Origin of the sequence: Pseudomonas sp. PA-6-3C, assembly GCF_021605825.1 — a bacterium.
Classification (GTDB): Bacteria; Pseudomonadota; Gammaproteobacteria; order Pseudomonadales; family Pseudomonadaceae; genus Aquipseudomonas; species Aquipseudomonas edaphica.
Genome location: NZ_WKDV01000052.1, coordinates 17,046 through 42,468, shown reverse-complemented (window position 1 = coordinate 42,468; position 25,423 = coordinate 17,046). Strand labels below are relative to the sequence as shown.

The 25,423-nt window shown below is 57.1% G+C and carries 28 protein-coding genes and 1 pseudogene; 18 read left to right on the top strand and 11 right to left on the bottom strand.

What is annotated here, in order from left to right; all coding sequences use genetic code 11:
• Positions 1–94 precede the first annotated feature (94 nt).
• From GIW48_RS26245 to GIW48_RS26230, 4 genes are all read right to left on the bottom strand, one after another.
• A complete protein-coding gene (locus GIW48_RS26245; protein WP_099548749.1) occupies positions 95–577 on the bottom strand; it encodes a GNAT family N-acetyltransferase in 483 nt (160 codons plus the stop codon).
• A 74-nt stretch (positions 578–651) separates the two neighbouring features.
• A complete protein-coding gene (locus GIW48_RS26240; RefSeq protein WP_099548748.1) occupies positions 652–1,011 on the bottom strand; it encodes a hypothetical protein in 360 nt (119 codons plus the stop codon).
• Positions 1,012–1,986, bottom strand: a complete 975-nt coding sequence (locus tag GIW48_RS26235; protein ID WP_099548747.1) for a hypothetical protein — start codon at positions 1,984–1,986, stop codon at positions 1,012–1,014.
• 193 nt (positions 1,987–2,179) lie between these two features.
• Positions 2,180–2,644, bottom strand: a complete 465-nt coding sequence (locus tag GIW48_RS26230) for a MarR family winged helix-turn-helix transcriptional regulator (protein ID WP_236462163.1) — start codon at positions 2,642–2,644, stop codon at positions 2,180–2,182.
• 97 nt (positions 2,645–2,741) lie between these two features.
• Between GIW48_RS26230 and GIW48_RS26225 the strand changes: the two genes are divergently transcribed.
• Both GIW48_RS26225 and GIW48_RS26220 read left to right on the top strand, forming a co-directional pair.
• Positions 2,742–3,110: an antibiotic biosynthesis monooxygenase family protein gene (locus GIW48_RS26225; protein ID WP_169988757.1), complete on the top strand. Its 369-nt coding sequence runs from the start codon at positions 2,742–2,744 to the stop codon at positions 3,108–3,110.
• A gap of 32 nt (positions 3,111–3,142) precedes the next feature.
• Positions 3,143–3,601 (top strand): hypothetical protein, encoded by a 459-nt coding sequence (locus GIW48_RS26220; protein WP_099548745.1) that lies wholly within the window; start codon positions 3,143–3,145, stop codon positions 3,599–3,601.
• Between the two features lie 119 nt (positions 3,602–3,720).
• Here the strand turns inward: GIW48_RS26220 and GIW48_RS26215 are convergent, their stop codons facing one another.
• Entirely contained in the window at positions 3,721–4,260 is a 540-nt protein-coding gene (locus GIW48_RS26215) for an AAA family ATPase (protein WP_099548744.1), read from the bottom strand.
• Between the two features lie 829 nt (positions 4,261–5,089).
• Between GIW48_RS26215 and GIW48_RS26205 the strand changes: the two genes are divergently transcribed.
• The 4 genes from GIW48_RS26205 to GIW48_RS26190 all read left to right on the top strand — a co-directional run bounded on the left by GIW48_RS26205 (position 5,090) and on the right by GIW48_RS26190 (position 10,227).
• Positions 5,090–5,830: an AraC family transcriptional regulator gene (locus tag GIW48_RS26205; RefSeq protein WP_099548742.1), complete on the top strand. Its 741-nt coding sequence runs from the start codon at positions 5,090–5,092 to the stop codon at positions 5,828–5,830.
• Between the two features lie 209 nt (positions 5,831–6,039).
• Complete coding sequence (locus tag GIW48_RS26200) at positions 6,040–7,536, top strand: TolC family protein (protein ID WP_099548741.1); 1,497 nt, start codon at positions 6,040–6,042, stop codon at positions 7,534–7,536.
• Positions 7,533–8,687 carry an HlyD family secretion protein gene (locus GIW48_RS26195; protein ID WP_099548740.1) on the top strand — a complete coding sequence of 385 codons (1,155 nt, stop codon included), beginning with the start codon at positions 7,533–7,535 and terminating at the stop codon, positions 8,685–8,687. The genes GIW48_RS26200 and GIW48_RS26195 overlap by 4 nt, the downstream gene beginning before the upstream one ends.
• Positions 8,680–10,227, top strand: coding sequence for an MDR family MFS transporter (locus GIW48_RS26190; RefSeq protein WP_236462167.1), 1,548 nt, complete (start codon positions 8,680–8,682; stop codon positions 10,225–10,227). The genes GIW48_RS26195 and GIW48_RS26190 overlap by 8 nt, the downstream gene beginning before the upstream one ends.
• A 218-nt stretch (positions 10,228–10,445) precedes the next feature.
• On the opposite strand, the gene GIW48_RS26185 is transcribed toward GIW48_RS26190, so the two are convergent.
• The gene (locus GIW48_RS26185) at positions 10,446–10,820 is read right to left on the bottom strand and encodes a tautomerase family protein (protein WP_099548738.1); all 375 of its coding nucleotides are present in this window, start codon (positions 10,818–10,820) and stop codon (positions 10,446–10,448) included.
• Positions 10,821–10,826: 6 nt separating this feature from the next.
• Positions 10,827–11,162, bottom strand: a complete 336-nt coding sequence (locus GIW48_RS26180) for a carboxymuconolactone decarboxylase family protein (protein ID WP_236462169.1) — start codon at positions 11,160–11,162, stop codon at positions 10,827–10,829.
• Positions 11,163–11,272: 110 nt separating this feature from the next.
• On the opposite strand from GIW48_RS26180, the gene GIW48_RS26175 reads away from it, so the two are divergent.
• The 4 genes from GIW48_RS26175 (at position 11,273) to GIW48_RS26160 (ending at position 14,848) form a co-directional block, all read left to right on the top strand.
• On the top strand, positions 11,273–12,160 hold the full coding sequence (locus tag GIW48_RS26175) for a LysR substrate-binding domain-containing protein (RefSeq protein ID WP_236462175.1): 888 nt from the start codon (positions 11,273–11,275) through the stop codon (positions 12,158–12,160).
• Positions 12,161–12,298: 138 nt separating this feature from the next.
• Positions 12,299–13,093 (top strand): aminoglycoside phosphotransferase family protein, encoded by a 795-nt coding sequence (locus GIW48_RS26170; RefSeq protein ID WP_170038516.1) that lies wholly within the window; start codon positions 12,299–12,301, stop codon positions 13,091–13,093.
• Positions 13,094–13,179: 86 nt separating this feature from the next.
• A complete protein-coding gene (locus GIW48_RS26165) occupies positions 13,180–14,145 on the top strand; it encodes a tetratricopeptide repeat protein (protein WP_236462178.1) in 966 nt (321 codons plus the stop codon).
• A gap of 217 nt (positions 14,146–14,362) precedes the next feature.
• Positions 14,363–14,848 carry a MarR family winged helix-turn-helix transcriptional regulator gene (locus GIW48_RS26160; RefSeq protein WP_236472957.1) on the top strand — a complete coding sequence of 162 codons (486 nt, stop codon included), beginning with the start codon at positions 14,363–14,365 and terminating at the stop codon, positions 14,846–14,848.
• Here the strand turns inward: GIW48_RS26160 and GIW48_RS26155 are convergent.
• Positions 14,840–15,250, bottom strand: a complete 411-nt coding sequence (locus GIW48_RS26155; protein WP_177023831.1) for an ester cyclase — start codon at positions 15,248–15,250, stop codon at positions 14,840–14,842. The two genes, GIW48_RS26160 and GIW48_RS26155, sit on opposite strands and share 9 nt — an antisense overlap.
• A 112-nt stretch (positions 15,251–15,362) precedes the next feature.
• Here GIW48_RS26155 and GIW48_RS26150 point away from each other — a divergent pair.
• A pseudogene (locus GIW48_RS26150) lies at positions 15,363–15,467 on the top strand (Mg chelatase-like protein); the annotation flags it as partial.
• A gap of 15 nt (positions 15,468–15,482) precedes the next feature.
• Here GIW48_RS26150 and GIW48_RS26145 read toward each other — a convergent pair.
• The gene (locus GIW48_RS26145) at positions 15,483–16,697 is read right to left on the bottom strand and encodes an aldose 1-epimerase family protein (RefSeq protein WP_186618315.1); all 1,215 of its coding nucleotides are present in this window, start codon (positions 16,695–16,697) and stop codon (positions 15,483–15,485) included.
• 227 nt (positions 16,698–16,924) lie between these two features.
• Entirely contained in the window at positions 16,925–17,719 is a 795-nt protein-coding gene (locus GIW48_RS26140; protein ID WP_099548731.1) for an AraC family transcriptional regulator, read from the bottom strand.
• Positions 17,720–17,807: 88 nt separating this feature from the next.
• Here GIW48_RS26140 and GIW48_RS26135 point away from each other — a divergent pair, with 88 nt between their 5' ends.
• Positions 17,808–19,055, top strand: coding sequence for an MFS transporter (locus GIW48_RS26135; RefSeq protein ID WP_169987268.1), 1,248 nt, complete (start codon positions 17,808–17,810; stop codon positions 19,053–19,055).
• Here the strand turns inward: GIW48_RS26135 and GIW48_RS26130 are convergent.
• Entirely contained in the window at positions 18,968–19,879 is a 912-nt protein-coding gene (locus GIW48_RS26130) for a LysR family transcriptional regulator (protein ID WP_099548730.1), read from the bottom strand. The genes GIW48_RS26135 and GIW48_RS26130 overlap by 88 nt on opposite strands.
• Before the next feature lie 145 nt (positions 19,880–20,024).
• On the opposite strand from GIW48_RS26130, the gene GIW48_RS26125 reads away from it, so the two are divergent.
• From GIW48_RS26125 to GIW48_RS26100, 6 genes are all read left to right on the top strand, one after another.
• Entirely contained in the window at positions 20,025–21,422 is a 1,398-nt protein-coding gene (locus GIW48_RS26125) for an amidohydrolase family protein (protein ID WP_099548729.1), read from the top strand.
• 11 nt (positions 21,423–21,433) lie between these two features.
• Complete coding sequence (locus GIW48_RS26120) at positions 21,434–21,907, top strand: DMT family transporter (RefSeq protein WP_099548728.1); 474 nt, start codon at positions 21,434–21,436, stop codon at positions 21,905–21,907.
• A gap of 39 nt (positions 21,908–21,946) precedes the next feature.
• Positions 21,947–22,807 (top strand): SMP-30/gluconolactonase/LRE family protein, encoded by an 861-nt coding sequence (locus GIW48_RS26115; protein WP_099548727.1) that lies wholly within the window; start codon positions 21,947–21,949, stop codon positions 22,805–22,807.
• A 567-nt stretch (positions 22,808–23,374) separates the two neighbouring features.
• The gene (locus GIW48_RS26110) at positions 23,375–23,668 is read left to right on the top strand and encodes a hypothetical protein (RefSeq protein ID WP_056859523.1); all 294 of its coding nucleotides are present in this window, start codon (positions 23,375–23,377) and stop codon (positions 23,666–23,668) included.
• Positions 23,669–24,115: 447 nt separating this feature from the next.
• Positions 24,116–24,607 carry a GNAT family N-acetyltransferase gene (locus GIW48_RS26105; protein WP_017139679.1) on the top strand — a complete coding sequence of 164 codons (492 nt, stop codon included), beginning with the start codon at positions 24,116–24,118 and terminating at the stop codon, positions 24,605–24,607.
• 175 nt (positions 24,608–24,782) lie between these two features.
• Positions 24,783–25,328 carry a hypothetical protein gene (locus GIW48_RS26100; RefSeq protein WP_236462415.1) on the top strand — a complete coding sequence of 182 codons (546 nt, stop codon included), beginning with the start codon at positions 24,783–24,785 and terminating at the stop codon, positions 25,326–25,328.
• Positions 25,329–25,423 lie beyond the last annotated feature (95 nt).

Here is a 25,423-nt window from a genome sequence, read left to right as displayed (position 1 = left end):
GCGCGGGGATGGCCGGGTTGGGGTTGTTGATGGTGGTGGGGTTTGCTTGGCGGTCGAGGGCAAGGGGGGTGTTAGCCGTCAATTAGGCATCCAGCTAGCCAGCTGGGCCAATCGCCGGAACACTCCGGCGAACATAATAATGGTCGAATTCACTGCTTTCGATGAATTGGAAACCATGGCGGATGTAAAAGCGATTCGACGCACTGTCCTTGAGAGCACCCACTTTAATGGGGAGTGCAGCTGCATCCGCCTCTTTGAAAATTTGAGTGAGCACCGCAGACCCTACACCTGATCCTTGCGCGCCCGGCCTCACATACAAATGGTCGAGCAAGAGTTCATTGTGGTGATGCTTGACCACTACGAAACCGACCCTCTCGCCAGATGCCTCGATGTGGCGTGTGGTGCGAGCTTCAAAACCGCTAACAAACCGCTCGCGCGCACGCACTGGATCAAATCGCCCAACACGCTCCAGGCTTTCGCGCATGGCCTCAATTCGAATGGCTACCAGATCATCCAAGTCACTTTCTTGAGCCTGGACCAACATGATTGGGGAATTTTGATCGGGTGTGACCGGCATAGTCTGCGCTCGAACTAGGATCCTGGGACGGCCAGTATAGAGAGCCTGGCATGAGCCGCCACATCCGAGGGGAATTAGCGTGATATCAATAGCCAACTGATACACATGACGGTAACGGATGTGAAAGCAATCAGTGTCGGAATGACCATCCAGTACTTGAGATGTCGTGGGATTTTTTCAACGTCCTCAACCCGTACTAAACGCCTCCATTCAAATATTCTTGGAATAAGAATGATGATAGCCATGGCAACCAGCCGCTGGGGCCTTCCATCAAAGGGTGCATGACGAAAAATATCCCTGTGCACAGTGATGTAAGCACTGCCCTCCACGTAGCGCTCTGCAGCGTCGAGCTTTTTGAACATGGCACAAAAAACCAGCGGGAGGCTTAATATCATGACGACCCCAGCGCACATGCCGATATATTCAAAGACCATTTAATCCCCCACCGTCCTATAGAGAAATTTCCCTGTGCCTTCTCCCAAGACGCTTCCGGCTTTACCTGCGGCAAATCCACCTGCGGCACCGCCGACAATGGCACATGCCAACGCTCCGGCACCCGCTGTGGGTATGCCAAAAACAATCATGCAGGCGCCGACACCGATAGGCGCCCCAAACGCCGCGCCCACAGATGCACCACCCACCCCCAACACCAATTTTCCCCCTTCAACATACTTCGCCTGCGTACACTCTTGCTCACGCCCTGTGGAACACGCCTCCGTTATCTCCAGCGCCGTCGCCCCAACATCCAACGCTATGCCAATGTAAGTCCCCTTCTTCAATATTTGCGAGGCCTTGGCTAAACGTTTAACCCTTTCCTCATACCCACGAATGTCTCCATGGTGCCAATAGCTTTTACTGGAAATCCCTAACATCTTTTTAATCGAACCTTCGTTTCTCAACCCCGTACCAAAGCGCGCCATGCCCGAGATTTGGCTATCCAACTTGGCAAACAGCGCCCTTCGCTTAACCAAAAACTCCTCCCTTGCCCCAGTGGTGCCTTTGCTCAAGTACTGCTTATGCAAACTCTCGATTTCGATAAGGGTCTTCTCGACTTGCGCCAAATGCTTGCTCCATGCACTGCTGGCACTGCCGATGCCAAGGGACGAATAGGTCAAGATGGCCTGCAACTGATCATAGTTTTTGATCAGAAATTGGTCAGTTGCGGAGTGCGCCAACAGGGCGAGCTTTATATTTTGCGCCGAGCGCATCAGCTGTGCCTCTTCAGCGGTGCAAGCGGCGGTTCGGCTATCCCCGATGATCACCAATTGCCCCGGCAACACCACCGTGTTGCGGATGTGCTGGTTGAGGGTGTCGAACTTGGTGTGTGAATACGGATCAAGCGCCAAGCTTAGTTTAAGCAATGGATAAGGCTGGGGATATTCATTGATAAATGCGTAGGGTCCCTGCATGCGTGCACCTCCAAGTGGCTGAGGCGCACGACTATAAGAAGGCGCCACAGCGGAGGTAAGACGTGTATCGGGGTGTTTTTAACGTTTCAGAAACGGACTACTTCACTCTAAGTACATGCCTACGCACTGGGCATAAAACGGGGTCAGACCCTCAGGGATTCTGACACGCTGGATTATGCTGAGGCTGGCCGCGTCAGTCGGCCTGGTCATCCTCAAGCCTATTGCGCAGGTGGTTTAGAACCTGATGGGTAGTCTGGATAGCATCGATGTCCGCCCCCTCCGCCAGCTCATTAATCCAGGGCGTCTGAAGATTCATCGCCAGATCGAATGCTTCTCTTCCAGCTTCAGTCAGGACAACCAACTGCGCTCTGCGGTGGTGTGGGTTTGGCTGAAACTCCAGCAGTCCATCATTCACCAGATCGTTAACGATCCGCTGAACGTTTTGCCGATTTGCCCCCATGTCGCGAGCAATCCATGAAACCGGTTGTGCTCGTTCGGCGTACACAATAGTACCCAGTAGTTGCCAGCGGGCGCTTGTCAGACCTAGCTCTGCGACGAGTCGATCGCCTGCATTAAGCAGACGCGCACTTGCTCGAAAGATCTCAAGAACCAGATCGCTCATGGCGCGTCCTGCGGGGGTGTAGTTTGTCTTTTTCATGGCGCGAATCCTTCCACGTTGACACCATGATGTCAATCACAGTAGGTTTGGAGCGTGAAACCCAAATTGTCATCATGATTACAATGTAGAGGTCGCCATGCTTTCTATTCGCCCCCTTGATCCGATCGTCCCCATCACTCAACAGCTGCATTGCAGCGAAGCTCCAGTGGTATTGATCAACCTCTTCACTGTCGACGCAGACGATATACCTGACCTCCTTTGCGCATGGGAGCTGGATGCCAACTGGATGAAACAACGTGCCGGTTTCATCTCCACGCAGCTTCATCAGGCCATCGGTGGCAGCAACATGTTCTTGAATTACGCCGTATGGGAATCGGTAGAGCGGTTTCGCGATGCTTTCAATCATCCGGAATTCACCAATGCCTTGGCGCGGTATCCCTCAAGTGCCTTGGCCATGCCGCATCTGTTCACCAAGGTAGCTGTGCCGAATATCTGCACGGCCTGAGTATTAACCAACTGTCTGACGGTATTAGATAAATGCTTAGACGATTACATTTGATCTCCAGCACGCTGGCACTGATGTGCATCGCCACCTTCTTTCTGTCGACTATTTTTGTCGAACTCATCGGATCCGGACGCTCGATAGCCTCACTCAAGCACCTGATCGTGAGTCCCGGGCTTTGGATACTGGTACCGACAATGATTGCGACCGGTGCAAGTGGAGTGCTAATGAGTCGGAAACGACAAGGACGACTGGTCGCCTTGAAGAACAAACGCATGCCATTCATTGCCGCCAATGGCCTGTTGGTTCTGATGCCGTGCGCCATTGTGCTTAACCAATGGGCGTCGGCGGGAATCTTCGATACGCGTTTTTACTTCGTACAGTTAATCGAACTGATCGCAGGGGCCACCAATCTTGCATTAATGGGGCTGAATATGCGTGACGGCCTGCGCCTCAGCGGCCGACTGCTGCGGGTTGAACGTCACAGACAGTAAGCTGAATACTTGCTCCCGTTTGTCTTAAAAAGCTGGGCCGGAATCCGCCGTTTGTGACCGACAGCTATCGGCCAGAAGCAGCCGCTCGCAATCGGTAGCTTCCATACCGCAGCCGTCGATCAATCTCGTGGAATCTGACCGCTCAAATAGGCAATGCTCGAAAGAAACACGCTGGTATCTCGATTAGAGCGCAGGCGAACGACGCGGCATGTTGATGGCGCTGTCGCCACCAGCTGCTGCATATTCACCCGCGCTGTTTTTTTCGTCCGCCACATAAATCTCAAAAACTCTGGCAGATTCGCCAGCAGTTCGGGGCAGTTGTCCGGCAAATCGGGCCGAGAGCTGCCGCGCTGGAGCAGCGTTCTTCGCAGCACACGCCAAAATCGAAGCGTCGCCGAACGATCAATCCAGATCAAAAGATCTGCGCGCGCTACCCGATTCTTCCAAGTAACGGAATGGCCGCCTTCGAATATCCAGCGATCACGAGCCTCGACCTCGGAACACAGGCGCGTTTTCTCGTCCCGGCTTCGTTCAACCCACCCTGGCTGCCAGTGGATAGTGTCGATATGAACGACAGGTAAGCCCGTGCGCAGACCAAGCTCACGCGCCAAAGTGCTTTTGCCCGACCCAGGTTGACCAATAATCATCACCCGCCGCATCTAAGCTCCTTCTCGCCATACGCGCTATTTTTTGGGGGCGGCGATTTTACGTCAACCTCCTACTCCGTCAACAGGCAGCAAGCCAAGACTTGATTGTCTCGACGGTCCGCTTTGGGTCGATAGTTGCAACTCAGTGAAGGTGGAAAAGCCTCAAGATCAAGCGTGAGGCTTTATCACCGTCGGCCTCATATAGACCGTGTAATCCGGCCTGATCGGTGAGTTTGTGTAGATTGAAGTGGTTGTAAAACGCTTGGCCCAGTCGCTGATGCTCGAAGCTTCCTTGACTCCAAAGCCGGACGAACTCCTCATAAGCGGCGCATTCGATCTGCAACGAGGAATCATGTCCCATGTCAGGTTCCTATCATTAGAGGGACTCAAGCGTACTAGCTGCCTATCAGCCCTTCCAGCTCGGCCTTTCCAATCAGAAAGTCAGTTATCGGCCAGTTTCTACCGTTCGGATTTTATGTCGCCACTAGACGCGAAATGGTCTTCTCGTTCACTCGGTTCGGCCCGCTGGCCAGTACCAGCGCCGATATATTGTTGCTGGTGCGATTGCAGTTAATTATATATGAGCCAGTTAAATAACCAGTAAAATCATATTTGTTAGTTTTTTATGCTGAAAATAATGATTTTTTTGAGATACTTTGCAATTGGTTTTTGTCTGTTTCGTTTAGTGTTTGATCTAGCGAGCGAGCGTTAACGGCAGCTTCTGCGGCCCACTGTCGTAACTGTCGAAAAAAGGAGAAACCGTCATGATGCTCAAGGATCCGTCCAGCACATATCGCCATTTTAATACCGTGGACTTGCCTGCCCGAGGTACCTTCCTGCGATGATCGCGCACACCGCATTGGCGGCGCTCGCTGGTGACTATGGTCATGGCGACATAGTGGCCTCGCATCGGCATGAAGAAGGTCAACTGGTTTATGCCATTAACGGTGTGATGCTGGTATCGGTCGTCGGGACCACTTGGGTGGTGCCTTCCGGGCATGCGCTCTGGGTCCCTGCGGGGGCGGAGCACCAGATCCGCATGACCGGCGAGGTGCGCATGCGCACCCTGTTGATCTCGCCGGGCGCACACCGGGCGTTGACGGAGGAATGCCACGTTCTCAAGGTTTCGCCGTTGCTGCGGGAGTTGATCATCGCCGCGGCCGATGAACATGACACTGAACCCGCTCTGTTGCGCCATGTGCAGATTGTCGAGCTGATTTTCTCGGAGCTCGACATTGCGCAGAGGGTGCTGGCGCATGTGCCGATCCCTGATGAGCCAAGGCTCAAGTCGCTGTGTGCCGAGTTTATCGACAACCCTTCACAGGAGTCGAAACTGGAGAGTTGGGCGGTGCAGCTCAATATGAGTTCGCGCACCCTGGCGCGGCTGTTCCAGAAAGAGTTGGGCATGAGTTACGGGGAGTGGCGCAAGCGCACCCGGCTGCTACTCAGCATGCAACGGCTGGCCTGCGGCGTATCGATCCTGGAGGTGGCATTGGAGCACGGTTACCAGAGCCCGAGCGCGTTTACTGCAATGTTCAAACGCACAATGGGCTACACCCCGAGCACCTGCCGCCTGGTCTGACACCCCGGCGAGCGCGCAACCCCAAGCGTCCATGGCCCCGCCTACAGGCAGGGCCATGTCTTTGCGCGTGCCCGGCCCGTGAGCGCCTGCGATAAGGCGGTCTACAGGCACATTGTCCAAATCGAAACGATGGTTGTCTGGAACTCGGGAGATGCGCGGCCCAGTGCTCTCTTAACCTGTGCGTCTACTTGGCATTCTGGGTTATTTCGATGGGTCCGCCTTTTTTCTGTGCATGGCATGGTCGTCTCTCACTCCTGGGTGTGGCGGTCGTATTGTTGGCGGGTTGTTCCTCTTGGGTCGCCCATATACCCGTGCAGCCGCAGCCGGAGCGCTTTAATGCCCTGAGCCGCCTGCCGCAGGGTGTTTCGGCCCAAGCGTTACCCGACCATTGGTGGCAGTTGTATAACGATCCGAAACTTGACGCGCTGGTGCAGCAGGCATTGATGCATAACCGCGACCTGGCTGCAGCTCAGTCACATGTGCAGGCGATGTTGGCCGGGATCATGCGGGCCGATGCCGGGCGCTGGCCGTCGACCCAGGCCTCACTGGGCGCCGAGTACGGCAAGACAGCCGATGATCAGACCCTGGCCAAAGCCACGGACAGCCATGCTCCGTCACAGTGGGCGTTCAACCCAGGCTTCGAGCTGGCTTATCAGGTGGATATCTGGGGCCAGGTTCAGCGCAGTATCGAGCGGGCTCGGGTCCAGACGGCTGCAGCGCAGGACGCCGAAGACTTGTTGCGCATCACGGTGGTGGCGCAAACCACTCGCGCTTATGTCAATGCCTGCGCCATGGGCGCACGCGCCAGGATTCAGCGCCATTCGATGGATGTGGTCGGGCACAGCTTGGCGTTGATCGACCGGCAGCGTCAGGCCGGTGTGGTGACAGATCTCGAATACACCCGGATGCAGGCCCTACAGGCTGAAACCCTGGCGCTGCTGCCGATGTTGGAAGCACGCCGGCAAGCTGCCCTGTACGAGCTGGCAATGCTGACCGGCGTGGCGGACCTGGAACAAGGCATTGGCGCGGTGACCTGTGAGGTCGTGCCGCAACTCAATGCCGAGCTGCCGGTGGGTGATGGCTGGCAATTACTGGCGCGCCGCCCCGATATCCGTCAGGCCGAGCGCGCGCTGCAAGCGGCCACGCTGCAAGTGGATATCGTCCAGTCCGACCTGTATCCGAAGGTGACCTTTGGCGCTTCAGTGTCCTCATCCGCCAACAAACCCCATGAGTTGGGAGACAGTAGCGCGCTGGTGTTCGGCGTTGGGCCGCTGATTACCTGGCAATTCCCCAACTGGCGTGTCAATCGCGCACGGGTCAACCAGGCCAGGGCGTTGGAGCGCATGCAAGTGGCGCAATTCGAGGCCAGTGTTCTCAACGCCCTCAAGGAGGTACGCCAGGCGCTTGCGCTATACGACGGCGAGCGCCGGCGCCACGCCGCGTTGAACCAGGCCCTTGTCAGCAGTCGCCAAGCCTACAAATTGGCCCAGTTCAATTACGACGCCGGGTCTATCGACTTTCTCGACGTGCTGGACAGCGAGCGTGAGCTGATCCGCCTGCAGGCCACGCTTGCCGATGCCGACGGCCAGCTGTTGCAGCGCCAGATCGGCCTGTTTCGCGCGCTTGGCGGCGGTTGGCAGTCTTCTGCCTCTGCGACCGCTGCCCTCAGCCACACTTCCGTCAATTTTTCCGGTACCCAGCCATGAATATTGCTGTCGATGAAAAAACCGTTGTCCAGGACGAGCAGCTCATGCATGCGCGCAAGCAACGCCGCAAACGTAACCTTATCCTGCTGGGATGCGTTGTGCTGTCGATCGCGGCGGTAGGGTTCGGGGTGTACTGGATGACGGTTGGCCGTTACCTGGAACAGACCGATGATGCCTATGTGCGTACCGACTGGGTCCCCATCAGCCCGAAGGTCTCCGGGTATGTGGCCCAGGTGCTGGTGGAGGATGATCAGCCCGTCAAGGCCGGGGATGTGTTGGTGCGCATCGAGGACCGCGATTACCAGGCGCGGTTGGCGCAGGCGCGTGCGCAATTGGCGCAAACCCAGGCCTCGGTCGCGGCCCAACAGGCCAACCTGCAAGTGACCGACAGCCTGATCGCCCAGCAAAAGGCCGGGGTAAACCAGGCTGAGGCCCACACCCGCAGCGTGGCGGCCGAGTTGCGCCGCGCGAGCCTTGACCAGCGCCGCTACCAGGGCCTGGTGCGCGAACACGCGGCCAGTGCCCAGCGTCTGGAAACGGCGGCTGCCAGCTACACCCAGGCTAACGCCGCGGTGGAAATCGCCAAGGCCATGCAGCGTCAACAGCAAACCAGGTTGACCGTCGCCATTAGCCGGCGCCAGCTGGCCCAAGCCTCGCTCCAACAACAGATTGCCCGGCGCAGCCAGGCCGAGGCGCAGTTGAGCCTTGCGTCTCATGCGCTGGAAGACACCTTGATCCGCTCGCCCATCGACGGGGTTGTGGGGCAGCGCAAAGTGCGTATTCGCCAATACGTCGCGCCGGGCTTGCCGTTGCTGGCGGTGGTGCCCCTGCAGCAGGCCTATGTGGTGGCCAACTACAAGGAAACCCAGTTGCGCGATATGCGCGCCGGTCAACCGGTGGATATCAGCGTCGACAGCTATTCGGGACGCCAGCTCAAGGGCCATGTGGTGAGCTTTTCGCCAGGTTCCGGGGCCGTGTTCGCACTGCTGCCGTCGGATAATGCCACCGGCAACTTCACCAAGATCGTGCAGCGCTTCCCGGTGAAAATCGCCATCGATGAACATGACGAGGGCGGGCCTATTCTGCCGGGCATGTCGGTGATCACCACCGTTGACACCCGGCCTGGCACAAAGGGCGCGACGCATGACTGAGTCCGTTGAAAAAACTGTCTCCTTTCGCGCCTGGGTGGCGGTGATCGGCGGGCTTTTCGGCTGTTTCATGGCCGGTATGAACGTGCATGTGACCAGCGCCGCGCTGCCTGAAATCGAGGGCTCCCTGGGGGCTACCTTCGAGGAGGGCTCGTGGATTTCCACGGCTTACCTGGTCGCGGAAATCGTGATGATTCCTCTGACGGCCTGGCTGGTCCAGGTGTTCTCGCTGCGGCGGGTGATGTTGGCGGGCTCGTTTGTGTTCCTGGTGGCATCCATTGCTTGCTCCTGGGCGCCCAACCTGGAAGTGATGATCATCATTCGGGTGATCCAGGGTGCTGCCGGCGCGGTGCTGATCCCTCTGTCATTCCAGCTGATCATCACCGAGCTCCCGCCCAGCAAAATCGCAATGGGCATGGCCTTGTTCGCCTTGTCCAACAGCGTTGCCCAGGCTGCCGGGCCATCCATTGGTGGCTGGTTGACCGATGCTTACTCGTGGCGCTGGATTTTTTACCTGCAACTGGCACCGGGCATTCTCTTGTTGCTGGCGGTGGCATGGTCCATCGATGCCAAGCCCATGCAGTTGAGCTTGCTCAAAAGCGGTGATTGGGGCGGCATCCTGGCCATGATCGTCGGCCTGGGGGGCTTGCAGATCGTGCTGGAGGAAGGTGGTCGCAAGGACTGGTTCGGCTCCGATTTCATTGTGTGGGTGTCGTTGATCGCCGGCGTCGCCCTGGTGTACTTCGTGCTGTCGCAGTTGTACGGCAGGCGTTCATTCATCAACCTGCGCCTGCTCAAGAGCTACAACTTCGGAGTGGCCAGTGCGGCGATGTTCATTTTCGGCGGGGCTACCTTCGGCCTGGTGTTCCTGGTGCCCAATTACCTTTCCCAACTGCAGGGGTACAACGCCCGGGAAATCGGCATCAGCCTGATCGCCTACGGCATGGTGCAATTGGTGCTGGCACCGTTCATGCCGCACTTGATGAAGTGCCTCAGCCCGAAACTGATGGTCGCCAGCGGCTTTTTCATCATGGCGCTGGGCTGCTACCTCGGCGCGCACCTGGACGTCGATAGTGCCGCCAACGTGATCATTCCTTCCACCGTGGTACGGGGTATCGGACAGCCGCTGATCATGGTGGCGCTTTCTGTTCTGGCGGTTTCCGGGCTGGCCAAAACTGAAGCCGGTTCCGCATCCGCGTTGTTTTCCATGCTGCGAAACCTTGGCGGGGCCGTGGGTACTGCAGGGCTGACGCAAATCGTCGCCATGCGCGAGCGCTTTCACTCAGAGCGGGTGGGAGAGTCAATCACGCTGTTTTCCTTTCCCTTGCAGGAGCGCCTGCGCGCCAGCATGGCAGACAGCGAAGACTTCCTATTCAACCAACTGTTACCCGCCCAACAGCAGGTCCTTGAAAGCCTGGTCCATACCGTGCGTCGTGAGGCGTACCTGATGGCCTACAGCGATGCGTTCTATGTGTCCTGTATCGCACTGATCTTGTGTGGTGTAGCGGCCTTGGCATTACGCCAACAATCTGGACGAGCCTAGGTTCAGGCGCACGCTATGTGATCAAGGGAGGATTGGCGACGTCCCGGGCTCGTTGAGCCGTTATTACATCGGCATATTCAATGTCGACACGGGCGTGCGCGTGCCCACGGCCAAAGAGCCGAAAATAGAACGCATTTGTGCGTTGGATCGGCTGCCGGCGCTGTAGCGTAAAAACGGGATCATATTTAACTGGGGTATGACCCCGTTTTACTTAAAGCCTAGTTGCCCCGCCCTCCTCCAAACGACCACTCATCACTGGCCGTCGTGGTGATCACCACCATGACGTCTTCCGCGTTCAACCCCGTCGCCCGCCCCAATTTCTCGACCAGATCACGGTAAAAATGCTGTTTAGTCGTAACACTTCGAGCACGCCCAGCGGTAATCGCGATCAGCACAAAGTCATGGCTACGCGGCCCACCCAGGTAGTGGGGATCGAATATCAGCTCGCCGACCTCATGCTGGTGAATGACCTGGAAGCGATCTGTCTTCGGCACTTCGAAGCTCTCGACCAGGGCGTCGTGCAACCCCTGAGACAACGCCTGTAAATACTCGGCCGACTTGCCTCGGTGCAGTGAAATTCGTGCAAACGGCATCAACGGTTACTCCTGTCGCTCTGAAAGGCCAACCTGCAATTCGCTCAGCACATTCAGCGCCGAAGCAGCCGTCGGCCAACCTGAATAAAACGCCAGATGGGTGATGACTTCGGCCAGTTCGTCGGCACACGCGCCGTTATCCAGCGCACGTTGCAAATGAAACGGCAGTTGCTCCAGACGGTACATCGCCACGAGCGCAGCCACCGTCACCAAACTGCGTTCACGGGCCTTGAGCTGCGTACGCGTCCACATGTCGCCGAACAATACGTTTTCGGTCAACTCGGCAAACTTCTGCGGATAGTTGTCCTGGGGCTCTCGCCCAGCGGCCATAGCTGTATTCATGATGTTTTCCCCTCCGTTGTCCCGATCTGAAGGATGAAAATTATCAAGTCGCAACCCTTCCGAATATCAGATTTAATAGCGTCGACCATCCGGAATTAGTGGACTATTGAATGCGCCGCCCCACCTTCGACCTTGATGTATTGCGCACCTTCGTCACGGGTGTGGAGTTCAACAGCTTTGCCAAAGCTGCGGATCGTCTCGGTCGGTCGACGTCTGCCGTGAGTGCTCAGTTAAAGAAACTTGAGGAGCAGATAGGCACGCCGGTACTGGCTAAGTCCGGGCGCGGGCTGGTCTTGACCCCCACAGGCGAATCACTGCTGAGCCATGCCCGCCGGTTACTGGAGTTGAACGACAGCATTTTCCACAGCGTGCATCAAAGCCAGACCGCCGGAACCCTGCGCCTGGGGCTTCAAGAGGACTTTGGCGAACATTTCCTGAGCGATATCCTGCGACGCTTTGTACAGACTTACCCGAGGGTGAGCCTCGAAGTCAGGATCGCCCGTAATGCCGAGCTGCTGACGCTGGTCGAAAGTGCAGCCCTGGACCTGGCCCTGACCTGGGACACCGGGCACCTGTCGCCTTATGCCACGCGACTGGGCGAAACACCGATGCACTGGATCGGGCCGCGCGATACGCCATTGCTGACCGCCGCTGACGACTCACCGCTGCCCTTGATAATGTTCGACGCGCCTTGCGTACTCCGCAGCGCCGCCACCCAGGCGCTGGACGCCGCGCAAATACCCTGGCGCATCGCCCTCACCAGCCCCAGCGTGGCGGGTATCTGGGCAGCCGTAGCCGCCGGGTTGGGCGTGACGCTGCGTACCCGCATTGGGCTGCCGAGCCATCTCAGTGTGGTTTCTGGCTTACCCGTCGTGCCAAGCCTCGGTTATGTGCTGCACAGCGGTGGCAGCGAGCCCACTGCGGCGGCCCGACAATTGGCTGCTTTGATTAAGGCGGGGCTGCAAGAACAGGCGTTTCGGTTCACGGTTACGCAATAATCGAAAGTACGTAAGGGCTCAGTTCGAGTGATGTGGATGGGGAGCGTAATTGGGCAGAATCGGCCAAAAGAAGACATTTAGCCTTATGCCCCCGTCATTCATAATGATTGTTCCAGTAAGAGCGAGAATTAAGCGCTGATGTTTGATCAATACTTGAAACGATGGGCGTTGACGATCGACGGTGATGCTTTCGGCTCATTGAATGGCAACCTACTGCCTGTTCGTCACCATGGCATGCCAGCCATGCTCAAAATCTCGCAAGAGCCGGAGGAGCAAGCAGGCAATCTACTCATGGCTTGGTGGGACGGTGAAGGGGCGGCACCCGTGCTGGCACATGATGGCGAGGCCTTATTGATGGAGCGCGCGACCAGCCCGGTCTCACTTACGCAGATGGTGAACTGCGGCGAGGACGACGAGGCTACTCGCATACTCTGTGCTGTGGCTGGCCGCCTTCACACACCCCTTGCAAAACCGGCTCCTGCTTTAGTCCCACTGGAGCTACGGTTCGAAGCCTTATGGAGCGCGGCGGCAACGCACCGAGGGGTCTTTGAACAATGCGCCAAAACGGCTCGCGAACTTCTGGATGCCCCGCGTGACATCAGGGTATTGCATGGGGATATCCACCACGGCAATGTGTTGGACTTCGGAGCTAAGGGGTGGCTCGCTATCGACCCTAAGGGACTCTACGGTGAGCGCGGCTTCGATTACGCGAATATTTTCTGCAATCCCGATAGCAAAAGTGCTTTGGCGCCAAGTTGTTTCGCGCGCCGGATCGGTATCGTGACACAAGCCTCCAACATTGATCGACACCGGTTATTGCAATGGGTGCTTGCCTGGGCCGGATTGTCAGCAGCCTGGATGCTCGAGGACAACATGGAGCTGGATACCCCCATTGGCGTGGCAAAGCTTGCAGCGTTGGCCCTGGACTTGTGACTTTTACGGCCGGGCACGGCCAGCATCATTTTTTGTCAGTGATGGGTTGGTTGTGCCCGTTCTCCGCTTCAAACAAAAGGACTTCCATGCACATTCGTGGGCTCAAAGCGCTATTAGCGTTACCACTGCTCTTCATCATGTTTTGTGCTGAAGCTGCCTCAGTAGTGGCGAGCGACAAAGTAGTAAGCCTTTTCGAGGCGGAACAATACCAGGCGACCATTGAGGAAGCGGACCGCGTGCTTGAAACCGACCCCGACAACTCCGAGGTATTGAATATCAAGGCGCTGGCAGTCTACGTGCTGGGCGATGACCGCACCGCGATCCACCTGGTCACCCAGGCAATAGAGGCGGCCAAACAAAACGGGCAGGCATCCATCGCGCAACAGGCGACCTACTGGAACAACCTCGGCTATTTTCACGAACGACAACGCAATCTCGAAATTGCTCTTGGCTACTATGAAAAAGCCTTGAAAATGCGCCTCGCGGTACTCGCCGCAGATGACCTGCAGATTGCCGACAGCTACAACAACATCGGTACCGCGCAGAGCAAATTGGGCAGGTATGAAGAGGGTTTCGAAAACCTGCGCAAAAATATCGCGTTAAGAAAGCGGCTGGGAGAACACGACGCTTCGGTAGCCACCGCCCTGAACAATCTGGGAAACGCCTATAACGTCCAGGGCAACCACAAGGCCGCGTTGCCGCTTTTTCAACAAGCACTGGATATCGACATGGCCCTGCGTGGCCCCAACCATCCAACGGTCGCCATCCGCTGGAACAACCTCGGCGACGCCTATCGCGGCCTGGGCCAGTACGACAAAGCTGAAGCCTTTTTGACTAAGGCCCTGAACAGTGACCGCGCAACGTTCGGAGAGAACCACCCCAAGGTGATTTTGCGCTACTTCAACCTTGCAAGAGTTTATGAGGCTCAAGGCGACACCGCCAAGGCGCGCGATGCGTATACAAAAGCGCTTCAGCTACTCAGGCAGGTCGACCCCGATGATGCTGCGCAAATTCGCTACTTCGAGGAAAAACTGCGAACGCTGGAAGGCTAGTGCAGGAGCGACTGCGGGAGGTCTTCGGCAACGTCAATTCACTCGGCAATGTCGGCAGCCTCCAACAATCGGTGATTACGCCTCGGTCGGTTACGGCCCATTGTGACTGGCTGAAACCGGCCCAAAAGCAGTCGTTGACGATGGACAGCTCCTGATCAGAAGCGGTCATTCTGAACTCATGTATGCTCGTCTGCTCAACCACACCTGAGAAAGCCCATTGTCCTCCCCTTCAGAATCTCCCAATCATCACTCTGCTTCTTTTGAAGAGGCCGTTGAACAGTTAGCCGAAGATCTGCGAAGAGTAGTCGGCAATCTTGTCCGGGAAGTGCGCAGTGGGTCGGACACACCGTCCTCGGCACAATCTGAAACGCTAGGTTTGCTTGACCGTCATGGCCCCGCGAGCATAAGCGCGCTTGCTGCACATCGTCACGTCAAGCATCAAAGCATGCGGCTGGTTATCGCCCAGTTGGAGCAGCAGCTGCGGGTTACACGAGGTCCTGATCCGAGCGATGCACGAAAGCAGCTTTTTGAGCTGACGCACGCTGGTCGAGCTGCGCTTGAACACAGTCGTCTTCAGCGCAGTGACTGGCTGGCACGCCAGCTTAAGGAAAAAACCACCGCGTCACAGCTGCAAACACTCGAAGCTGCGGTCAGAATCCTGGAGCAATTGATTGCCGCCGCCCCAAACGATCAATCAACCTGAGCGCAAAGCCGCCAGCACACTCGGCAACGAATTGACGCCCCAGTGCTCGACATATTGGCCGTTGCGGATGCGAACGATGTCGATGATATCAATAGACACTGCACGTCCCGTTGCCTGTATCCCGGCAATCACCCCGGAGTGGCGGCCGGTAATGCGCTTTCGGGTCGTCACCTTGTCGTCTTCAGCAACCTGATCCAGCACCTCGACCTCAAGGTCGGACAAGCCCGGATGCAGAACATTGTGAAAGGTATGCCATAGACCTTCCCGACCGCCGTCTTGCCCCGCCGCCGCTGAATGGTTTATGAAATCTTGCGCCACGAGCACTTCAAATTCGTGGCGGTCGCAGTTCTCAATAACCTTCTGATTGAAACGACGGACGATAGCCTTGTTCACTGCTGACATAACGCCACCTGATGCTTGAATGCGTAGAATCTCAAATATATACAGTCAGACTGTATATATCCAGAGCATCAGTGAGCGCTGTCCGGTGACATCCGCAGGGCATTGATCTATTGCTGCCAGTCGCAGGCCCAAGGTCACGCGCTCGCGGGCGGACCTTGAACAAGCCAACGGAATCAGACGCGAACACTTGGCCGAAGGGCCGCAATATCGGCCCACAATGTTCCAGCCGGTGTCACTCCTTGGTCAGATCAACCAACGGCGTCTGCCGCACTTCAGTCTCCCGCCCATCCTGAATCTCGCTCACCTGCTTCAAGGCCTTATCCACCGCTGCCTTGTCCGCTAACAAGCTGTAGCTGATGCGGAACTGCTTGTGTTCCTTGGGCCCAATTGTCGGTACCAGGTTCAGTGGCCGCTGGTAACGGCGGTTGTAGGAAAAACTTGTCCCCGGCTCCAACCCCGTGACATAGCCCTGGCCTTGGGTATCGGTGTTTTTCCACAGGGAAAACACCGGCAGTGTCTGGGTATTGAAGCCGACCGAAACGCCCAGGCTGCCGGCCTTGTTATGCAACACGGTCAACGTATCGCCCTTGGCATCGGCATACGGCACCACGTTGTACACCGTTTCGTCGTAGTCCTTGGTCGGTGCGCGGTAGGTTTGCCAGTCGGGCAGATCGCCCTTGGCCTTGTCGTTGAACGGCGACACCTGTTTCACCGGCGCGACGAAACGAGCGCCCTGCTCCAGGAACGGGGTGCTGAAGTTGCTGTGATACAGCGCCTGGTATTCCTTCGGATAGTCGCCGTTGTTGGTCAGGGTGTCATTGAGGGCGAACACGACGCTGCCGGGTTCGGTGACCAGTTCGGTCGCGACCGAGAAGTCGACCTTCTTGAACGCCTGCTCTTTCAATTCGCCGCGCAGGGTGATGGCGTACGGTGGTTTTTCATCGATATGCAGGGTGACTTTGTTCGCAGGAATGTTGGCGGCCCGACCGTGCAGGGTCAGCAGTTCGCCGTTGTCGACGCCGGGGTGGCCGACCCATTCGTAGCCGCAGCGGGCGACCAGTTCATTAAAACCTTCCAACCAGCCCAGACCACCACGGCCATTGAGTTCGATGAAGGACGGATTGACCACTTCCTTGACCGGAGAATCCCAGCCCATGCGCACACTGCCGACCGAGGCCTGCAAGACGTTCATGCCGCGAGTCGGCACTACCGAGAGTTTCATCGTGCCGTTATCGATGTCGACGATGCTGACGCCCTCCTGGCGACCGCCGTGCAAGGTGCGCAGGGCAACGCTGAAGGGCTTGTCGGTTTTTATCCCGAGTTGCTGGCTGGTGATCTGCCAGCTCTGGGCGGCTTTGTCGGTGTCGAGCAGAACGTAATCCCAGGCCATGGCGTGGGAGGCAGCGGACAGTGCGCTGAGGGCAACGAAGAGTTTGAGCGGGGTCATGGCGGCAGCCTTTCTTGGAGTTGTGCCATTTTTATAAACTTGATGAAACGTTTCAGCAAGCTAAAAATAGGGTTAACGCCGACGAGGTAGGCTGCGTGCAGTGGGCGTAAGGCAAAAAGCGGTAATGTCGCTGATAGCCGCTTGCAGCCCTTCTTTACAGTCAGCAATCGGCCAATAGCAGACAGATCGTTCTACAGCCTCGGCGCTTTGTATCAGCCAGCAGAGCACTAGCGCAGAGAGGAAAAATACTGAGTAGGCGGTTTACCCAGTGCTTTCTTGAACATAGTGATGAATGCATTAACAGAGTCATATCCCAGGATGCCCGCCACACGTTGCACGGATACCCCCTCCGCCAAATGACTCAGTGCGATCATCAAATGCAATTGTTGACGCCAGCGTCCGAAGCTCAGCCCGGTCGTGCTTTCTACAAGCCTGGCCAGCGTTCGCTCACTGGTTGCAAGCCGAGTGGCCCACTCGCGCAACGTGGTTCGGTCGCCTGGATCGGAGAAGAGCATATCCGCGATTTGTTTGATCTTGGGGTGGTCTGATATCGGCAAATGCAGCTCTTTCAGCGGAGCATCGGAAAGCTGCTCAAGCAGCACTGCAACCAGCCGCGCTGTCTTGCCCTCGGAATCGTAAGCAGGTTCCTGTTCAGCGAGATGCAGGATCATCTCCCGAACAAGGGGCGTAATGGCAACCGTGCAGCATTCTTCAGGCATGGCTGCCGCACCGGGCTCAACGAACAGAAAGCAGGTCCGGGCGTTTTCGGTCACTCGGCAACTGTGCGGCGTGCCGCCCGGGATCCATACGGCGTGCTGGGGAGGGACAAGCCAGAGTGCATTTTGCACCTCACAGCTCACTGCGCCATGCAAAGACAGGATCAGCTGGCCTTTGCGATGATCATGCGGACGGGCACCCGAACCATTGAGGTCAGGCGCAACCTTGAGCGCAATCGCTGCCTGGGCGAAAAGGTCTGAATCGAAATCTTCCGGCGAGGAAACGACATTTTTTGAGCTTGGCATAATTTAGATATCAGGTGTCTTGATATCTATATTAGACGATTCTGAAGTTCTCTACATTTGTCTTCTTTTAAGAGGACAGATAAAGAATATGTCAGATACAAAAAACAAGTGGCATGCCATCGCGCTCGTCGCAGGCATTCTGCTTATCGCCGTGAACCTGCGCGTTCCCTTTACCAGCATCGCGCCCGTTTTGCCGCTGATCCAGAATGATTTTGGCTTGAGCGCCTCAGCTCTAGGCCTGCTTACTTCACTGCCATTACTTGCCTTTGCAGCCTTCTCCCCGCTCAGCGCATCGGTCGCCCGCAGGTTCGGCATCGAGCGCACGCTTTTCGGTGCACTGTTGGTCATTTCAGCGGGCATCCTGCTCCGCTCCGCAGGCAGTGCCTGGGCGTTGTACGCCGGTGCGGTATTGATAGGCACCGGGATCGCCCTGGGCAACGTGCTGCTGCCCGGCCTGATCAAACGCGACTTTTCAACAAAAATGGCGTCCATGACCGGCGCTTACTCCATCACAATGGGCGCAGCAGGCGCTGTCGGTTCAGCTGTGATAATTCCGCTGACCCAATCATGGGAATGGCCGATTGCCCTGAGTTTGTTGGTCGCAGCCCCTCTGTTGGCGATGGTGGTGTGGCTTCCGCAGTTGAAAAAACACGAACACGTAAATCTGTCCGGTCCGAAACAAGCGCCAACCGTGGCCGTCTGGCGTTCGCCGCTGGCATGGCAGGTCACGCTGTTCATGGGGCTGAACGCGATGCCTTTTTATGTCGCCGTCGGCTGGCTGCCGACCATTCTGATGGACCATGGCATATCCCCGGAGCAAGCAGGCACGGTACACGGCACGCTTCAACTGACCACGGCCATTCCCGGCTTGATTCTGGCGGCCACGCTTCGTCGTCTCAAAGACCAGAAACTGGCAGCCGCTACCGTCAGCCTGTTAACCGCCTCATCCCTGATCGGGCTCATTTACGCGCCAGACTACGCCATGTTGTGGGCCGCGGTCCTGGGCTTCGGCTCTGGTGCCAGCATGATGCTCGGCCTGACCTTCATCGGCTTGCGCACAAAAAATGCCGGTGACACGGCGGCACTTTCAGGAATGGCGCAGTGCGTCGGCTACCTGATGGCAGCCGCAGGCCCCTTGCTGCTGGGCCAACTGCACGACTGGACCGGTGGCTGGACAGCACCGCTGCTGATCACAGCCGCAATCTCCGTAGCCGGCGCATTCACCGGCATGCTGGCCGGGCGCAACGTTCAACTTGAATCTGCTGAATCATCGTCGCGAACAAGCCCAGCAATCCAGTCAGCGAATGCGCTCACAGTTGGCGATAAAAAGCGCTGATGCGGGTATAGCAGGTGCACAGGAACCGATGCGGGCTGCCAGTCAGCAAGCACTTCGACCAGTCGCCCTTCTCGCAGATGCTCGCTGACCACATTCTCAGCGAGCTGCACCAGCCCGAAGCCTTCAAGGCACATTTTGATGTAAAGCCCAGTCTCGTTGACGGCCGCTGTGCCGTTCACCGGGACTGAGATTTTTTCGGTACCACGGGCAAAACGCATTTCACCTGCTTGCCTTGCGCGGCCCGAGAAGTAATGGATGGCCCGGTGGTGAGACAAATCTTGCGGATTTTGCGGAGTGCCGTTCTCTTCGAGATAGGCGGCAGACGCACAGGTTACCCAGCGAAACCGACCGAGTGGGCGCGCAACGAGCGTTGAGTCATCGAGCTCGCCTGTACGAATAACGCAATCGACACCCTCTTGAACCAGATCAACCTGCCGATCGTTGACGCCTATCATCAGGTAGATATCTGGGTAGCGCCTGTAGAAGTCTTGCAGGTTTGGCATGACGATGAAGTGTGCAATGCCACCCGGCATATCGACACGCAAACGCCCCTGTGGCCGTTTTACGGAATCCGTCAGGCTGGTCTCTGTGTGTTCGATCAGCTCCAATATTTCCCGGCATTGCGCCAAATATTGTGCGCCCTCAGAGGTCAGGCTGACACGCCGCGTTGTTCTGTTCAGCAGGCGTACCTGCAAGTACTTCTCAAGACTTTTAACGCTGCTGGTAACTGTCGAGGCCGGCAGTGAGAGCGTCTGCGCCGCCTGGATAAAGCTTCCTGCTTCAGCCACACGTACGAAAACCTGCATCGCTTGAATACGGTCCATGACTGTTAGCAACCTCAAAGCAGTGATCGGGGGAAGTCGTTATTATTCGTAAATATTGAATAATAAAAACAGTTTAACCATCTTTTTCCCGCGGTACCGCATTGCGTACATTGCTTCCAACGAAATTTGAAGAGGTGTACAGAAAATGGCTAAATATAACCGCAGCATTGTGCAGGCCCCGGCCGCTCCGGCCGCCCGCACCCTTATCCGCGGCGCCACTGTGCTGAGCATGGATGGCGATATTGGCAATCTGGCGCGCGGCGATATCCTTATCGAAGGCAGCACCATCACGGCCATAGGTGAAAACATCGAGGCTGGCGACGCCGTTGTTATCGAGGCATCCGGTATGATTGCCATGCCTGGCATGGTCGATACGCATCGTCACTCATGGGAGGGCCAACTGCGTCGAATCAATCCGAATGCCGAAACCCTGGAAGACTACTGCAACGCCACGCACTTCTCGTTCGCCAAATACTATCGCCCGGCTGACATGTATATCGGCAACCTGCTGACTGCATTGGGCTGCATCGATGCGGGCATCACGACCGTGGTCGATAACTCGCACAACAGCCGTACCGGCGCGCACTCCGATGCTGCGGTAGAGGCGCTGCTTGATGCTGGTATCCGATCTGTACACGCCTCCGGTGCGCCAGTTTCCGGTGAGTGGGACAAAGCCCACTGGCCCGGCAACCTGGAGCGTCTCCAGGAAAAATACGTCAATAACGGTGACAACCCGCTGCTCTCGCTGGCGGTGATGGCACAGCTTGAACCTGAGCTGTGGGCTGAGGCCAGGCGTCTGGGGCTGCCGATCATCACCGAATTTTTTGGCGGGGACATGGCAGCTGAGTTGGAGGGTTTGCATCGCGAGGGCCTGCTGCGTCCCGATAACATCTTCAACCACTGCACCTCGCTGCCGGACGCCGGCTGGAAAATCCTTAGCGAGGCTGGCGTGCGGGTCAACGTATGCCCGCGTTCAGATGCCCACTACGGCATTGAAGATGGAATGTTCGCCATGCAGTCGGCCCAGCGCCACGGCATCAGCCCGGGGCTGAGTGTCGATAACGAAACCTCCTACAGCGGTGACATGTTCATGGAGATGAGGGTGGCTTTCTACCTGCAGCGCGTCATGGGCATGCATCAGCAGCGCTGCTGCGGCGCAGAACATCATCCGGTGACCCTGCCTGCTCATGGCCTGCTCAAAGCCGCCACTCTCGACGGCGCTGCCTGCGCCGGATTGCAGGAGAAAGTCGGCAGCCTGGCCCCCGGCAAACAGGCCGACTTGATCCTTATAAACACGCAGGACATCAACCTTTACCCGTCAGGCAACGCATTCGGCACCGTGGTACACGCGGCCGAACGCAGCAATGTCGACACAGTCATGATTGGCGGGTGCATCGTCAAACGCGGCGGCAAGGTGCTGGGCGTGGACAGCGCAAGGCTGCGTGCAGCAATCGACGAGTCCCGTGAGCATCTGTTTGCTGCCGCAGGCTACCAGCCCGATATTTTTGCCGAGACATTCATGCCGCTTGAGTCAGCCAAGTAAGGGGGCGCGAGATGAACGCAGCTTACTACCTGCTGGCCATCGCCGCGGGGCTTGGCATTACCCTGCAGACCACGCTGAATGGTCAACTCGCTAAAGGTGTGGGTGGAGATTCCGTAGCGGCGGCGCTGTTCTCATTTACTGCAGGTGCGGTATGCCTGGGCTTCTTTTCATTGATGCGCGGCGGGATAGTGGCCTCACTGGCGGCTATACCTGCCCAGCCCTGGTGGAGCCTGTTGGGCGGTCTGCTGGGTGCCGGTGCCTTGCTTAGTTATGTGGTGCTTGCGCCAAAAATCGGTCTGTCAGCCCTGCTGGGCCTCGCTATCGCAGGTCAGATTATCTCTTCACTGGTTATCGATCATTTCGGATTGATGGGGGCATCGGAAAGGCCGGTGTCTCTCGTCAAGTTGGCCGGGGCGATGGTGATGCTCGCAGGCCTGGCAATCGCCTTGTTCGGTGATAGGTGGTCAGCGCTTTTCTCCAACTGACTGCCTTGTTTGCCCCATCCTGTTTCGTAGGACGCAACCATGTTTAAAACCCTAACCGGCACCACAAGTCTTCTTGGCGAGTGCCCTATCTGGTGTGAAAGAACCGAACGCCTGTTCTGGACCGACATCTCCGGTTGCGAGTTGCGTGCTCTGGACCCCGAAAACGGCGAAGTGCAGCGTTGGTCCCTGCCAGAGCCGCTAGGGTCATTTGCCCTCACGGCAGACGAAGACATATTGCTGATGGGACTGGCATCCTGCCTGGGCTACTACAACCTGAGCACTGGTCGTTTCAGCAAAATCACAGCCACCCCTGGCGTGGCAGGAACCCGGATCAATGATGGCCGCTGCGACCGTATGGGCAACTTTGTGTTTAGCACTATGGATGCCGGTGAGCCGGTGCAAACTATAGGGCGATTTCACCGGTTCAATGCCGCGACGCTCAAGACTGAAACGCTGGACCTTCCCGAAGTGGCGATCCCGAACAGCATCTGTTTTAGCCCGGACGGTTCCACCATGTACTACGCAGACTCCCTGCAAGAATGCATTTTCTGCTGCGATTACCCGTCGCTAGAAAACCAGCGTGTATTCACTACAGTCAACGGTCAGGGTGCTCCAGACGGTTCTTGTATTGATGCGCAGGGCTTTCTCTGGAATGCGGAATGGGGCGGTAGCAGAGTCGTGCGTTACGCGACTGACGGCAAAGTTGACAGCGTGATCGACTCCCCGTGTATTCAGACAACTTGCCCGGTGTTAGCGGGACCTGGTTATAAAACGCTTTACTGCACCAGCGCACGGATAGGGCTGGATAAGCCGGCAGATTTCGATAGCACGCTGATAAAAGCCGAAGCCGTTTTAGCTGCCGGATCCCCTGAAGAGCGATTTACAGGACGACTGCACTGAATAGTAGGTTCTAGCCTGTCGCGCCGTTCTGAATGCCAACTTGGTAGACGCGTATGAATGACCGGTTCTGGCCGTTTGCCGCCGTTCACCTTCGATGGATCTAAGCTATTTGCACCAGGTAACGCTAGTAGCCAATCAGGAGATTTCTGCCAGCTATGCACGCAGACCTACTGAGGCTCCCGCTGCAAACGACTGTGCAGGCCGAACGCACTTGACTGCGCTGGCCTGTGAAACTAGCCAGATCTTCCTGACCTAGGGATGGAAAAGTTAATGACTGAGGTTGATACATCCTCTCAGTTGCACCCTGGCTACCCACACCTTATAGTTCGCCCCGTCGCCAGCCTTGGCCAGCGACAGGGTTTCGCAGCCCTAAAAACTATTACCTGTACCGTCAAACTCGACGCAGCCGATTCACAGCTGTCTCTCGTTTTATGGCGGTTGTGCGTGGGAGACCTTCGGGTCTGCCGGGTCTGGTAATAGTCCTCCGGTCTGCGAACCCGCGCACAGCTGCCACCCGTTTGTTTCGCAGCAAAAGGTGGCAATTTTTCTTTTTTAAGGACTATTACCATGACTACTCAACACCCGCCCCGCCGCTTCACCCCCATGTCCCAAACCGCAACCGAATACCCTGTCCTGCTCATCGACAGCGACGCCCCGCTCAGCGAGCTCCATGCCTGCGCCAGCGAGCGTCTCAATGCTGCCCTCGCCTACCTGCACCTGATGGCCTGTTCCAATGTGTCCGACTACGCCGAGCATGACGTTAATACCGTGGCCAATACCGCGCGGATCATGATCCAGGACGTGTCGGATGTGTTTACGGTGATGGAGCGGCGCGGTTTTGATGTGCCTGCTGTGAGTTGACGTGATGTGAGCTGTGAGGAAACCCGCTTTGGCGGGTTTTCTGGTTTTTGGGGCGGCTACTGCCTGGCGGTCTTGATGGTCACAACGTTTTTTCTAGGCGGCTCGCCAAACTGGCGCTTGTATTCTCGACTAAGGTACGCGGTGATAGGCGTGATGCTTGATTCACACGCCCCTCTTTTATTGGCGGAAATGGCTGTTGGAAACCCCGGCTTCTGTGGCGAGGGAGCTTGCTCCCGCTGGGGCGCGCAGCGGCCCCCACCATGGGGCTGCTACGCAGTCCAGCGGGAGCAAGCTCCCTCGCCACAATTACCGGCTATGCCTTAACTGACTGGCATTAGCGCAAGCCCGCTCGCCACAGTGGGCTTGTTTGCCATCATCACAATCTGTGTCAGGCACTGGATGTTTCTTTATGATGTGGCCTTTCGCTTAATGCCCCAGGAACCTCCCATGCCCGCCCTCACCTTCCGCAACGCCCTGCCCGCCGACGCCGCGCGTTGCTTTGAAATCGAAACCAGCGCCTACGAAGGCGACGAAGCCGCGACGCTGGAGAAAATCGCCACGCGTATTGCGCAGTACCCCGAGGGCTTTTTGATTCTGGAGGCGGATGGCGCGGTGGTGGGGTTTATCAATTGTGGCTGCGCCCATCAGGTGGTGATGTCGGATGAGGCGTTCAAGGAGTTGGTGGGGCATGCGGCCGAGGCGCCGAATGTGGTGATCATGTCGGTGGTGGTCGACCCGGCGCAGCAGGGTAAGGGCTATTCCAAACTGCTGATGACTGAGTTTGTGCAGCGCATGCGCGCGATGGGCAAGCAAACGATTCATTTGATGTGCAAGGAGCAGCATGTGCCGTTGTATACGCGCATGGGTTACGGCTATGTGCAGCCGTCGCCGTCGGAGCATGGCGGGATGGCGTGGCATGAGATGGTGATGGGCCTTTAGGCCGTTAACTTTCTGGTCGTGTTTATGTAACGGGATTTACGCCCGCCAGCCATCATTGAACGGGCAGCTGTGTTGCAACAGGTAAGAAGCTCGCCTCTATTGCCTTTTCTGACAGCCAAGTTGAAACGTCATACGCGGTTTTGAGCCACGGCCTATAGACCGCACCCATCGTTACATGAGCGCAGTCACCAGCAGTTTTGAGCAGTTACATCTGCAAAAAATCACCTTATTGAATGCCTTGGCAGGGCTCTGTAGTTTTCGAAAGGAATCGCCGGATCAGGTTCTGGCGATACGTTTTCTTAAAGGTCGCCGAGGTACGTCCATGTTTCCAATCACCCGTACGCCCTACACTCCCCCTTCGCACATCCAACACATGCATGAGGCAGCTCACCGTGCTCCCTTGGATCGCGAGCCCCAGGCCTTGCATACAATCATGTCCCCAAGGGGCAAGACGGAAAACCAGGCAGATTTCCCGCTGGTCAATTCGAATACCAAACTCTGGGCCAGCCTCGAACACCGAATTGATAGCGACACGCCCTTGCGCAACAAGATGGATGACACTGCCGGTGACGATGCCGAAGTGTTCGATCCAGAGACGCAAACATGGCAGCCTACCCAAGCACTCGGCGGGGGGCTGCACGCCAATCTTGGCGACGCTTACCGCGAAGCCATCGATTTCGAAATCAAGGCCGACAACATGGGCGGCTGGCAGCGAGTGTGAGTCGCTGACGGTGTTAGGCTCCGTGGAGGGTGTTCTAAGCGCTAGACGAACCCGGCCCACACCTTCGGCCGCTCGCAGGAGCTGTCTCTGCTGAT